The sequence below is a fragment of the Amycolatopsis sp. FBCC-B4732 genome (genome assembly GCF_023008405.1).
In the GTDB taxonomy this organism is placed as follows: domain Bacteria; phylum Actinomycetota; class Actinomycetes; order Mycobacteriales; family Pseudonocardiaceae; genus Amycolatopsis; species Amycolatopsis pretoriensis_A.
Window position 1 is genome coordinate 7,299,134 of sequence record NZ_CP095376.1, and the last position, 12,045, is coordinate 7,311,178.

The window sequence follows — 12,045 nt, forward strand, 5'->3', positions numbered from 1 at the left end:
CGAAAGTGATCCGGAGGCCGGTCCTCCGCCTCACTTTCGTACCGAAAGTGGCGCTTGGGTCAGGCGAAGGTGGGGAGTTGCGCGGCGACGTCGGTGGGGGATGGCATCGCCGCGACTTCGGCCGCCAGGGCCCGGGTCGCGTCGGCGACCGCGGTGTCCGTGAGCAGGTGGCGGGCCTTCGCGGCCACGGCTTCGCCCGTGACCTCGGTGCCGAGCAGGCGGTCGCCGACGCCGGCCGCGACGACCGCGTCCGCGTTGCTGAACTGGTCCGCGCCCTGCGGCAGCAGGAGCTGCGGGAGGCCCGCGCCGAACGCGCCGAGCGTCGTGCCGCTGCCGCCGTGGTGCACCACCAGGTCGACGTGCGGGAGCAGCTCCGACTGCGGGACCCACGACTCGAGCCGGACGTTCTCCGGGACTTCGCCGAGCGCCGCCGGATCGACCGTCGGGCCGGTGGCGACCAGGACGTCGACGTCCAAACCGGACAGACCGGCGATCGCCGCGCCGAGCACGCCCGCGTGGCCCATCGCCGTGCCGAGGGTCAGGTAGACGAGCGGCCGCCGCTTGTCCAGTACGCCCGCGGGCAGCTCGCCCGGCTCGCTCCAGCCGACCGGCCGCAACGGGACGCGGGTGGTGCGCGCCAGGAACCCGGGCTCCTGCACGGACTCCGGGCAGATGTCGATGAACGGGCCCGTGAACGCCAGGTCCTCCCCGACGTCGATCCCCAGCGTGGCACCGTGCGCGCGGATCGCGTCGCGGATCCGCGTCACCATCGGGTCTTCGCTCGACACGCGGCCGAACCCGTGCGCCACCACGGGGATCCCGGCCTTCATCGCGGCGAACGCGCCGCCGGAGTTGCCCGACTCGCTCACCACCAGGTCCGGCCGGAAGTGCTCGAACAGCGGCAGCAGGTCGGCGATGAACCGCTCCGGCATGAACTCGCCGAACACCTTCGCCACGATCGGCCCGAGCACCTCGGGCGGGACCTCGCCGGGCGGGCGCCGGGGGCCGGGCGGCCCGGACTCGGCGAAGGCCGCCCCGAACGCGTCCTTGATCGCGAGCCCGGCGGCGGCCGTCTCGAGCCCGGCTTTCGTCAGCTGCGGCAGGAAGTCTTCCGAGGTGGCGAAGACGACGTCGTGGCCCGCGTCGCGCGCGGCGACCGCCAGTGGGACCAGAGGGAACGTGTGACCGAAGGACCCCAGTGAGGTGAAGAGCAAGCGCACTCACCCGACCCTAGCCCGTAGGCTGGCGCGGTGACAGTGAATTCCACCCTGCGTGACGCCGCCTTCCGCTGGATCGCCGACGACCCGGACGACGGCTCGCGCGCCGAGCTGCAGGACGTCCTCGCGAGGGCGATGGGCGGCGACGCCGCGGCCGAAGCCGACTTGGCCGACCGGATGGCCGGGCCGCTCGAGTTCGGCACCGCCGGCCTGCGCGGGCCGGTGCGCGCCGGGCCGAACGGGATGAACGTCGCCGTCGTCACCCGCACCACGGCCGGGGTGGCCGCCTGGCTGGCCGCGCACGGGCACGCGGGCGCGCTGGTCGTCGTCGGCCGTGACGCGCGGCACGGTTCGGAGGCGTTCGCGACCGCGGCCGCCGAGGTGCTCGCCGCGGCGGGCTTCGACGTCAAGGTGTTCCCGCGCCCGCTGCCGACACCGGTGCTCGCGTTCGCCGTCGGGCGGCTCGGCGCGGTGGCCGGCATCCAGATCACCGCGTCGCACAACCCCCCGGCGGACAACGGGTACAAGCTCTACGACGCCACCGGCGGCCAGATCGTGCCGCCCTCCGACGGCGAGATCGAGCGCGCCATCCAGGCCGCGCCCGCCGCGGTGAGCGTGGAACGCGCCGCCGGCGCCGAGGTCGCCGACCTCGTCGACCGGTACCTCGACGAGGTCGCGACGCTGCCGCTCGGCGCGGGCCGCGCGATCCGGGTGGCCGCGACGGCGTTGCACGGCGTCGGCGCCGAGACGCTGCGCGCGGCATTCGAGCGGGCCGGCTTCACCGACCTGCACCTGGTGACCGCGCAGTCCGCGCCGGACCCGGACTTCCCGACCGTGTCGTTCCCGAACCCCGAAGAGCCGGGCGCGACGGACCTGCTGCTGGCGCTGGCGTCCGATGTGGACGCCGACCTGGCGGTCGCGCTCGACCCGGACGCCGACCGCTGCGCCCTCGGTGTGCGCGGGCGCGACGGGTCGTGGCGGATGCTGCGCGGCGACGAAACCGGCGTCCTGCTCGGCTCGTACGTCCTGTCCACAGTGGACCGCACGCTGCTGCCGGACCCGCTGGTGGCCACGACCATCGTGTCGTCGTCGCTGCTCGGCGAGATCGCCAAAGCCGAGGGCGCCCGCTACGCCGAGACGCTGACCGGGTTCAAGTGGCTGGTGCGCGCCGGCGAGGGGCTCGTGTTCGCCTACGAAGAGGCGCTCGGACTGTGCGTGAACCCGGGTTTCGTGCGCGACAAGGACGGCATCGCCGCCGCGACCCTGGCCGCCGGGCTCGCCGCGCAGCTCAAGGCGCAGGGCCGCACGCCGCTGGACGTGCTCGACGAGCTGGCGCAGCGCCACGGTGTCCACCTGACCGACCAGGTTTCCCTGCGCGTCACCGACCTCGCCGTCCGCGGGCAGCTGATGGCGAAGGTGCGGAAGTCGCCGCCGTCGCGGCTCGGCGGTGCCGAGGTCGGCATCGAGGACCTGCTGCCGGACGCGGATGTCGTGCGCCTGGCCGGCGACGGCGTGCGCGTGGTGATCCGGCCGTCCGGGACCGAGCCGAAGCTGAAGGCGTACCTGCAGGTGGTGGCTCCGGTCACCGGCTCGCTCGACGACGCGCGCGAGGCGGCGCAGCGGCAGCTGGCGGCGGTGCGGGCGGACGTCGAGGAGCTGCTGGCCTGATGCCGCGGCTGCTGATCGTGCACCACACGCCGTCGCCGTCGACGCAGGCGCTGTTCGAAGCCGTGCTCGCGGGCGCGACGCACCCGGACATCGAGGGGGTGGAGGTCGTCCGCCGCGCGGCGCTGGCGGCGACCGTCCCCGACGTCCTCGAGGCGGACGGCTACCTGCTGGGCACGCCGGCGAACCTGGGCAGCATGAGCGGGGCGCTGAAGCACTTCTTCGACACCGTCTACTACCCCTGCCTGGACGCGACGCGGGGTCGCCCGTTCGGGTACTGGATCCACGGCGGCAGCGACACCTCGGGGACGGAACGGCAGCTGCGCTCCATCACCACGGGCCTGGCGTGGACCCAGGCCGCGGAACCGGTGATCAGCACCGGCGAACCGGACAAAAAGACCCTCGAAGCCTGCACGGAACTGGGCGGCACGCTGGCCGCGACCCTGGTGAGCTGAAGGAACGGGGAAATAAGAAGGCCTGTCACCGGAAGCCCTGGGGGTCGACCTCCGGCAACAGGCCGTTACCAAGGGACCCACCCGAAGGCGATCGACCTTGGCCTGTGAAGCGTACTACAGACCGCCGATCATGACGAGCCGGAGGCGCGACAAGCCCCTCGCCTGGACTGTTCCGTACACCCCCAGGGCACGGACCGTCAGGCGAGAGGCGAGCCAACTGTAAACCACTGCATACGATAGCTGTCAACATGTGCGTACAGTGGTTTCCCGGCTAGAATTTTCACGGCGGAAACCTAGGGGGCGGGGATGGCACGGGAACGCACCTTCGCGGAACGGCTGAGTGCCCTGATCGAGGCGGCCCGGCTGGACGGCCGCGCGCCGCACAGCTACCGGGAGATCTCCGCCGCCGTCGAGCGCGCGGGCGGGCCGGCGATGTCGCCCGCCTACCTGCAGCAGCTGGCGACCGGGAAGCGGGTCAACCCGAAGATCCACTACGTCGAAGCGCTGGCGCGGCTGTTCGGCGTGCCGGTGACGTACTTCTTCGACGAGGAGGCGGCCGCGGCCCCGGCGGGCGAGGCCCAGCTGATGGCGATGCGGGCGCAGGAGCTCTCGCCGCAGGGCCGCCGTCAGGTGATGGACCTGCTCGACCTCGTCGAACGCTACGAGCGGGCCGAGCGCGAAGGCCGGAATCCGGAGGACACCGCGCGATGAAGGAGCGGGAACTGCGCCGCCGGTGCCGGAAACTGCTGAAGGACCTCGACATCGGCCCCCCGCTCGACGTCGAGGTGCTGTGCGCGCGGCTCGGCGAGCGGCGCGGCAAGCCGATCCGGCTGATGGCATACCCGCTCGAAGTGCCCGGCCCGTTCGGCTGCTGGATCGCGACGGCGGCCGCGGACTACATCTTCTACCAGGCCGAAACGACGAAATCCCACCAGGACCACATCATCCTGCACGAGCTCGGGCACATGCTGGCGGACCACCACCCGCACGGCGACGCCGAGCCGGCGGACTTCCTGCGCGGCCCGGCGACGGATCTCGACCCGGATGCCGTCCACCGCGCCCTGCGGCGGTCGTCCTACGATGACGCGCACGAGTGGGAAGCCGAAACGGTCGCGACGATCATCCTCGAATGGGCGTCGGTCCTGAACTACACGATCCCCCGGCGCGCCGCGGACCGGGACCTACGCCGGATCCAGGGGGCGCTCGGCGATCACCAAGGGTGGTTGTGAGCACGCTGTTCAGCCCTGTGAACGTTCTTGCGATGGTGCTGTTCGCCGCCGCGCTCGCGTGGCGGATCTACCAGGTGCAGCGCGCACCGACGGTGCCGAACTGGGCCGTGACGGCGTGCGTGGCCGGGTTCGCCGCGGCGTTCCTGCTGCAGCAGACGGCGATCTCCGACGAGGTGGACGCCCTCCTCGGCCGCGGCGCGGCCCGGGTGGCGAACAACGCGCTGCTGGCGTGCGGCCTCTGCGCGCTGGTGGTCTTCTTCCTCGGCTCCGCGCTGGGGCCCCGCCGGTACCGCCGGGTGACGGCCGAGCTGGTGCCGCTGCTGGCGGCGATCGCGCTGATGATCGTCGCGATGGCCGTGACGCCGCCACAGCTGCGCGGCCTGCCGCTGGGGCCGTCGACGGTCCACGACAGCGGGGTTGCGCTGTTCTACCTCGGCGCCGGGCTGTACCTGATCTACGGCCTGATCGCGTGCTCGGCGTGGATCGTGCGGTACCTGCGGGTGGCCGACCGGAACCTGCGGATCGGCCTCAAGCTGAGCGCGATCGGGATGGCCTGCGCGGCGGCGGGCAGCGTCTTCCGCGCGCTGTACATCGTGGTGGCGTGGGCGTTCGGGCCGGTGCTGAAGGTCCTGCTGCTGCTCGGCGTGCCGTTCGTGATCGTCGGCGGGATGCTGTTCCTGGCCGGCATGACCTACCCCGGCGTGCGAGCGCGGCTGTCGGCACTGCGCCGCCGCCGCCAGCACCGGCGCGAGCACCAAGCCCTCGCTCCACTGTGGACATTGCTGGTCCGCGCGTTCCCCAGCATCGTGCTCCGGACGCCCCCGCGCCGCGACCGGTTCTCCCCGCGCGGCGTCCACCGCGTGCACTACCGCCGGGTGATCGAGATCCGGGACGGGCTGGTCCAGCTCTCCCCGTACCTGGCGGCGGACTTCGGCGAGGTCGTGGCCACCGACCCGGGCGCCGCGGCGGCCGCGCTGAAGACGGCGCTGGAGCGGCACGCGGCGGGCGAGGAGAACGACGGCCGCGCGAAGCAGGTCCTGCCCTCCCAAGCGGACGACATCGAATCCGACGTCCGGCCGCTGCTCGCGCTGTCCGCGGCACTGGATTCGTGACGTGGAAACGCTGATCGCGGCGGGCCGCGTCCTGCCCCGGCCGTCCGCTCCGGTGCTGGACGGCGCCGTGCTGGTGCGCGACGGCGTGATCGTGGCGGCGGGCGCGCGGGCGGACGTCGTCGCTCGAGCCGCGCCGGACGCGGTGCGGCACGACTTCCCCACGGGGACCGCGCTGGCCGGGTTGTTCAACGTCCACGTGCACCTGGCTTTCGACGCGTCGCGGGAGATGCTGGCTCACTTTTCCGACGCTTCTTCGCCGCTGGAGGGTGCGCGCGCCCGGCTGACGTCGATGCTGCGCAGCGGCGTGACGACGGTCCGCGACCTCGGCGACCGCGGTCACCTCGCCGCGGCGGTGCGCTCGTCGTTCGCGGGTGCGCCGGCGCCGCGGCTGCTGGTGTCGGGCCCGCCGATCACGGTCCCGGAGGGGCATTGCCACTTCTTCGGCGGCGCGGTCACTTCGGACGCTTCGATCCGCGCGGTGATCGACTCGAACGCGGCAGCGGGCGCGGACGTGATCAAGGTGATGGCCAGCGGCGGCCAGATCACCGAGGGCGGGGCCGACATGTGGGAGTCGCAGTTCGACGCCCGGCAGCTGTCGGTGGTCGTCGCGCACGCGGCTTCGCACGGGTTGCCGGTGGCTGCGCACGCCCACGGCGCGGACGCGATCGAGGCGGCGGTGACGGCCGGGGTGTCGACGGTCGAGCACTGCAGCTTCCTGACCGGCCCCCGGACGTTCGACCGGCGCGACCCGGTGGCCGCGCGGATGGCCGCGTCGGGGATTTCGGCGTGCTCGACGAGCAGCCGCAACTGGCGGGTGATCGTCGAGAAGCTGGGCGAGGCCACGGCGGAGGCCATGTACGGGCGGCTGCCGTGGCTGGAGGAGCACGGGGTCCGGCTGCTGGCCGGGACGGACGCGGGGCTGCCGGGATCGGTGTTCGACGACCCGGTCGGGGCGTTGGAGCTGTACGAGTGGCTCGGCTTCCCCCGGCGGCGGATCTTGGAGATCGCGACGTGCGATTCGGCGGCGGGCCTCGGCCTGTCGTCGGTCACCGGCCGGCTCGAGGCCGGGCTGGCGGCCGACGTGCTCGTGGTCGAGGGCGATCCGCTGGCTTCGCTCTCGGCGTTGCGCAACCCGCTGCTGGTGCTGGCTCGAGGGCAGGCGGCTTAGCGGGCGGGACCTCCCGGCGAGCGCGAACGGACCACTCGCGCCACCGGCCCGCGACGAAAGGACCGTTCGCGCTCCCCGCCGGCGCACGAAAGGACCACTCGCGCCGCACGCCGGGCACGAAAGGCACCACTCACCCGCACAGCCGTCGCGAACGGACCACTCGCGCCACCGGCCCCTCACCCACCCGGCTCGAACCGCCCGCCCCCTCCCGCGCGTCCCCACCCCACTCACCTCACCGCGAGGCAAACTCCGCCTCGGCCCCTCCCCCGACCAGGGAACGCCCAGTTTGGTGACAGCGTTTTAAAACAGTGTTACAGTCACTGCCACCAGACCGGACAAGGAGTCCCCCATGCACGGCCCCACCCAGCTCTTCACGGTGATCGCCCTGGTCTCGCTGCCCACCGTCATGTACGGCGGCTACGCACTCATGGGCGTGCTGCGCGACCGGAAGCTCACCGACCACCAGCGCGCGATGTTCCGGGCCGGCCACGCCCACGCCGGCGTCCTGCTGATCCTCGCCCTGGTCGCCCTGCAAATCCTCAGCCGCACCACCTTCGGCGACACCACGCTCTGGATCACCTGCTTCCTCCTCCTCTTCGGCGTCCTCGCCCAGTCCGGCGGCTTCTTCCTGCACCTGCTCCCGAACAAGAACGAGCTCGGCGGCCGCGTCACCAGCGCCGGTGCCGTGCTCCTCGGAGCCGCCACGCTGCTCACCGCCTATGGGGTCGCCTTCGCCTGACGAAACCGGTCGTTAAGCTTGACGACGTGCCTGAATACCTGCCGACCGCGCCCTACAAGGGGACCCGGGACTTCCTGCCCGCCGAAATGTCCGTGCGGACCCAGGTGTTCGGTCATCTCTACGACGTCCTCGAGCGCCGCGGCTTCCTCCGCTACGACGGGCCGATCCTCGAATCCGCCGAGATCTACGAGCGGAAGTCGGGCCAGGAAATCGCCGACAAGCAGCTCTACACGCTCACCGACAAAGGCGGGCGGCGGCTGGCGCTGCGGCCCGAAATGACGCCGTCGGTCGCGCGGATGATCGCCGGGAGCGCCAAGTCGCTCTCCTTCCCCGTGCGCTGGTACAGCCACCCGAACTGCCACCGGTACGAGGCTCCGCAACGCGGGCGCGTGCGCGAGCACTGGCAGATCAACGCCGATATCTTCGGGTCGGACAGCGCCAACTGCGAGATCGAGATCTTCGAGCTGGTGCACGACCTGATGGCCGCGCTCGGGGCGACGCCGGACATGTTCGTGCTGCGCGTCAACGACCGGAACCTGCTGACGTCGGCGCTCACCGACGTCGCCGGGGTCTCCGAGGACCACCTCTCCCAGGTGTTCGCGCTCGTCGACCGGTGGGAGAAGTACCCGCGCGAGAAGCTCGCCGAGAGCGCCGGTGAGATCGGGTTGTCGGACAAGCAGTTCGAGAAGCTGGCCGAGACGCTCGGGGCGGGCGAGGCGCTGCTCGACGAGCTGCCCGCCGAAGTCCGTGCGCAGTCGAACCTGGTGAAGGTGCTGAACAGCAGCGCCAAGGACCTGGTGAAGTACGAGCCGATGATCGTGCGCGGGCTGGCGTACTACACGTCGACCGTGTTCGAGGTCTTCGACACCTCGCCGGAGAACCGCCGCGCGCTGTTCGGCGGCGGGCGCTATAGCGACCTCGCGTCGATGTTCACGCCGCAGCAGATCCCGGGCATCGGGTTCGGCATGGGCGACGTCACGCTGATCGACTTCCTCGCCACCCACGGCCTGACGCCGGCACCGCGCAGCGAGGTCGACGTCGTGGTCATCCCGGTGACCGAAGACCTCGAAGACCAGGCCCGGACGGTCGCGCGGGCGCTGCGCGCGGCGGGGCTGCGGACGTCGACGCCGATCGAGCACCGCAAGCTGGGCAAGGAACTCACCCGCGCGGACAAGGCGGGCGCGGCCGCGGTCGTGATCGTCGGCCAGGAGGACTGGGCGGCCGGCACCGTGACCGTCCGCAGCCTGGCCACGCGCGAGCAGAACCCGGTCGCGATCGCCGACGCCCCGGCGGCGGTCCAGGCGCTCCTGGCCTGAAACCGGCTCGACACCCCTGCCACGCTGGAGGGGTGTTCGACCTCGATCAGCTCACCACCGGCGACGTGCGGCGCTGGGTGGAGTTCGACGAGTCCGTCCGGCGGACCCGGTGGCCCGCCGGACGGCGCCGGCCGCCGCGGCAGGCGCTGGTCCTCGCCGCGTGCTCCCGTGACGGCTACGTGCGTGAAGCCGCCGTCCGGCGGCTCGCGGTCAGCCCGGACCCCGAGGCGCTGCCGCTGCTGCTGGTCCGCTGCGTCGACTGGGTCCGGCCGGTCCGGGCGGCGGCGCGGGCGGCCGCACTGTCCAAACTGGACGAGTCCGCCCTCCGCGCGGTGCTGCCGCTGATCGGCGTGCTGCGGCGGCGTCAGGTCGACGACTGGATGACCACGCTGTTCCGCGACAACCTGGCGGCCGCGCTCGACGTCGCGCTGGCGCTGGACGACCTCGAAAGCCGCCGCTGGGCGCACGCGGAAGCGCTCGGCCTGCTCCCCCGCGAACGCCTCCTCGGCAGCGCGCGGCGGGACCGCGACCTCGTGGTCCGCACGCTGTGCGGCACGGCGCTGCTCGACCGCGGCGAGTTCGTCGAAGAGCTCCTCGCCGCCGGGTCGCCGAAGGTCCGCACGCGCGCGCTGACGCTCGTCGACCGGGCCACCGTCGAGGCCCACCTGGCGGACCGTTCCTCGGCGGTCCGCTCGATGGCCCAGTTCCTCGTCCGCGAGGCGGGCGGCGACCCCGCCCGGTGCTACCGGGCGCTGCCGGTGTCCCCCGCCGCGATCGCGGGGCTCGGCGAGACCGGCACCGCCGCCGATGCCGCGCGACTGGAACAGGTCCTCACCGACGACCGGCCGCGGATCCGCGCGCTCGCCGTCCGCGGCCTGCGCCGGATCGCGCCGGACTCGGCGGCGGTGCGGCCGCTGCTGACGGACCCGTCGCCCGCGGTGCTCCGCCAGGTGGTGGCGTTCCTGCGCGGCAAGCCGGTCGAGGTGGCGGTGCTGCGGGAGCTGCTCGGCGAGGATCGGCCGCTCCCCACCCGCCGGGCAGCCGCATCGCTCCTGCGTGCCGGGGACACCTGGCTGCGGCTGCACACCGACCTCGCACTGCTGCGGGACGACGACCTGGCCGCCGACGCCCGCCGGGACCTGGCCGCCTGGCTGTCTCAGTCGGCCGGGATCTACACGGCGCCGCCACCGGAACTGGCCGCCGCGATCGAGGGCCTGCTCACCCGGCTGCCCGCGGAAACGGCCCAGCGGATCCGCTTCACACTCCCCCGCTGACGGCGTCGGCGCGCAGCAACGTCAGCGTGAACGTCGCTCCCGCGCCCGGCTGCCCCGCCGCCGCGATGGTGCCGCCGTGGCCGTTCACCACTTCGCGGACCAGGGCCAGGCCCAGGCCGAAGCGGCGGCCGTCGCCGTCGGAACCGCGGGCGAAGCGCTCGAAGATCCGGTCCGCCTCGGCCGCCGGGAAGCCGACGCCGGTGTCGCGGACGCGCAGCTCCACGTGCCGGTCGTCCGGGACGCCCAGCCACACCTCGATCGACCCGCCGGGCGGGGTGTGGCCGAGTGCGTTGTCCAGCAACGCCGAGAGCACCCGCCGCAACGCCGTCGGCACGCCCTGGACGACGTACGGCCGCCGCTCGCGGGTCACCGCGAGGCGGACCTGGCCCTGTCCCGCCCGGTCCGTCTCCGCCGCGACCGCTTCTTCCGCGAGCGATCCCAGGTCGACCAGCTCCAGCGACGTCCGGTCGCCCGCCTGCGCCGACATCAGCAGGTCTTCGACGACTTCGCCGAGCTCCCGGGTGCCGCGGACCAGCTGCTCGAGGTCGTCCGCGTCCCGCCCCGACGCGCGCCGGGCCAGGAGCTGCGCGCGGGTGTGCAGGCGGGTCAGCGGGGCCCGGAGTTCGTGGGAGGCGTCGGCGACGAACGTCCGCTGCCGCCGCAGCGCGTCGGCCAGCGGGCGGATCGCGCGCCCGGCCATGACCCGGCCGCACAGCACCGCCGCGAGCAGCGCGAGCACCTCCGCGACGCCGAGGCCGAACACCAGCGAGGAGCGGTCCTGGATCTGGTAGACCTCTTCGAAGTACGCCTGCGACACGACGCCGCCGCGGTTCTCCACGCGGATCGTGTACGTCATCGCGCCGATCGGCCGCCGTTCCGTGTGGACGTCGCCGGGCGAAGGCACCGTGGCCGCCAGGGAAGCCAGCGGCATCCCGGCCGGCGGCGGTCCCGCGGGCGCGTGCAGCACCGGCGTGAACAGCCAGACGCAGCCGGGCGGGGTTTCCGCCGGGCCGAGCTGGATCGTCCGGGCCAGCACCCGGTCGGCGTCGGCGTGCTGCCCGGCCAGCAGGATCCCGTACGCGATCGCGCCCGCGACCGCGACGAGCAGCGACACCACCACGGAGATCTGCGCGGTGATCGCCCACCGCGCCCGCCGCAGGGCCCGGTCCTCGGGGTCGCCGCGGGGCCTCACACCGCGCCGATCTGGTACCCGAGGCCGTGCACGGTCCGCACGACGTCCCGGCCGAGCTTGCGCCGCAGGTAGTACACGTATGTGTCCACAATGGACTCCCCGGTCGAGTCGGCGAAGACGTTGGTCCGCAGCGACGCCCGCGGGTGGATCGCCTTCGGCCGCTGCGCCAGCGTCCGCAGCAGCTCGAACTCCCGCCCGGACAGCGTGATCCGCTCGCCGCGCGGCAGCACGACCTCGTGCCGCCGCAGGTCGAGGGCCGCCGTGCCGAGCGGGAGGCTCTCCGCGCCTTCGAGGTCACGCCGGCCGAGCGCGCGCAGGCGGGCCAGCAGCTCCTCGGCCTCGAACGGCTTGACGAGGTAGTCGTCGGCGCCGGCGTCGAGCCCGCCCACGCGGTCGGCCAGCTCGCCCAGCGCCGAGAGCACCAGCACCCGCGTGGTGACGGCCCGGGCCCGCAGCTGCCGCACCAGCTCCAGTCCGTCGAGCACCGGGAGGCGGCGATCGATGACCATCACGTCGTACCGCCCGGTGAGACCCAGGTGCAGCCCGCGCTGCCCGTCGTGCGCCGCCTCGGTTTCGTAGCCTTCGTCGGCGAGCAGCTCGGCGAGCATGCCCGCCAGTTCGCGGTCGTCCTCGACCACGAGCACCCGCTGTTTCGTAGCCCCATCGTGCACGAGTCCA

General features: G+C 73.2%; 12 protein-coding genes. 9 read left to right on the plus strand and 3 right to left on the minus strand.

Features of this window, described 5'->3' with window-relative positions; genetic code table 11:
• Positions 1–59 precede the first annotated feature (59 nt).
• A complete protein-coding gene (locus tag MUY14_RS32255) occupies positions 60–1,220 on the minus strand; it encodes a glycosyltransferase (RefSeq protein ID WP_247014726.1) in 1,161 nt (386 codons plus the stop codon).
• Positions 1,221–1,250: 30 nt separating this feature from the next.
• On the opposite strand from MUY14_RS32255, the gene MUY14_RS32260 reads away from it, so the two are divergent.
• The 9 genes from MUY14_RS32260 to MUY14_RS32300 all read left to right on the plus strand — a co-directional run bounded on the left by MUY14_RS32260 (position 1,251) and on the right by MUY14_RS32300 (position 10,175).
• Positions 1,251–2,885 (plus strand): phospho-sugar mutase, encoded by a 1,635-nt coding sequence (locus tag MUY14_RS32260; protein ID WP_247014727.1) that lies wholly within the window; start codon positions 1,251–1,253, stop codon positions 2,883–2,885.
• A complete protein-coding gene (locus MUY14_RS32265; RefSeq protein WP_247014728.1) occupies positions 2,885–3,337 on the plus strand; it encodes a flavodoxin family protein in 453 nt (150 codons plus the stop codon). The genes MUY14_RS32260 and MUY14_RS32265 overlap by 1 nt, the downstream gene beginning before the upstream one ends.
• A gap of 306 nt (positions 3,338–3,643) precedes the next feature.
• Positions 3,644–4,048, plus strand: coding sequence for a helix-turn-helix transcriptional regulator (locus tag MUY14_RS32270; protein ID WP_247014729.1), 405 nt, complete (start codon positions 3,644–3,646; stop codon positions 4,046–4,048).
• Entirely contained in the window at positions 4,045–4,566 is a 522-nt protein-coding gene (locus MUY14_RS32275; protein ID WP_247014731.1) for a hypothetical protein, read from the plus strand. The genes MUY14_RS32270 and MUY14_RS32275 overlap by 4 nt, the downstream gene beginning before the upstream one ends.
• Entirely contained in the window at positions 4,563–5,678 is a 1,116-nt protein-coding gene (locus MUY14_RS32280; protein WP_247014733.1) for an MAB_1171c family putative transporter, read from the plus strand. Before MUY14_RS32275 ends, MUY14_RS32280 begins: the two co-directional genes overlap by 4 nt.
• Position 5,679: 1 nt before the next feature.
• Positions 5,680–6,846, plus strand: a complete 1,167-nt coding sequence (locus MUY14_RS32285; RefSeq protein ID WP_247014735.1) for an amidohydrolase family protein — start codon at positions 5,680–5,682, stop codon at positions 6,844–6,846.
• Between the two features lie 349 nt (positions 6,847–7,195).
• Complete coding sequence (locus MUY14_RS32290) at positions 7,196–7,585, plus strand: hypothetical protein (RefSeq protein ID WP_247014738.1); 390 nt, start codon at positions 7,196–7,198, stop codon at positions 7,583–7,585.
• Between the two features lie 26 nt (positions 7,586–7,611).
• Positions 7,612–8,901, plus strand: coding sequence for a histidine--tRNA ligase (gene hisS, locus MUY14_RS32295; protein WP_247014740.1), 1,290 nt, complete (start codon positions 7,612–7,614; stop codon positions 8,899–8,901).
• Positions 8,902–8,933: 32 nt separating this feature from the next.
• Entirely contained in the window at positions 8,934–10,175 is a 1,242-nt protein-coding gene (locus MUY14_RS32300; protein WP_247014741.1) for a HEAT repeat domain-containing protein, read from the plus strand.
• On the opposite strand, the gene MUY14_RS32305 is transcribed toward MUY14_RS32300, so the two are convergent.
• Together MUY14_RS32305 and MUY14_RS32310 are read right to left on the minus strand one after the other, a co-directional pair.
• The gene (locus MUY14_RS32305; protein WP_247014743.1) at positions 10,159–11,367 is read right to left on the minus strand and encodes a sensor histidine kinase KdpD; all 1,209 of its coding nucleotides are present in this window, start codon (positions 11,365–11,367) and stop codon (positions 10,159–10,161) included. The two genes, MUY14_RS32300 and MUY14_RS32305, sit on opposite strands and share 17 nt — an antisense overlap.
• A complete protein-coding gene (locus MUY14_RS32310) occupies positions 11,364–12,011 on the minus strand; it encodes a response regulator transcription factor (protein WP_247025352.1) in 648 nt (215 codons plus the stop codon). The genes MUY14_RS32305 and MUY14_RS32310 overlap by 4 nt, the downstream gene beginning before the upstream one ends.
• Positions 12,012–12,045: the final 34 nt, after the last annotated feature.

Coding starts and splice junctions, on each gene's coding strand:
- MUY14_RS32265 (WP_247014728.1), top strand. CDS start 2,885: ATGCCGCGGCTGCTGATCGTGCACCACACGCCGTCGCCGTCGACGCAG.
- MUY14_RS32270 (WP_247014729.1), top strand. CDS start 3,644: ATGGCACGGGAACGCACCTTCGCGGAACGGCTGAGTGCCCTGATCGAG.
- MUY14_RS32275 (WP_247014731.1), top strand. CDS start 4,045: ATGAAGGAGCGGGAACTGCGCCGCCGGTGCCGGAAACTGCTGAAGGAC.
- MUY14_RS32290 (WP_247014738.1), top strand. CDS start 7,196: ATGCACGGCCCCACCCAGCTCTTCACGGTGATCGCCCTGGTCTCGCTG.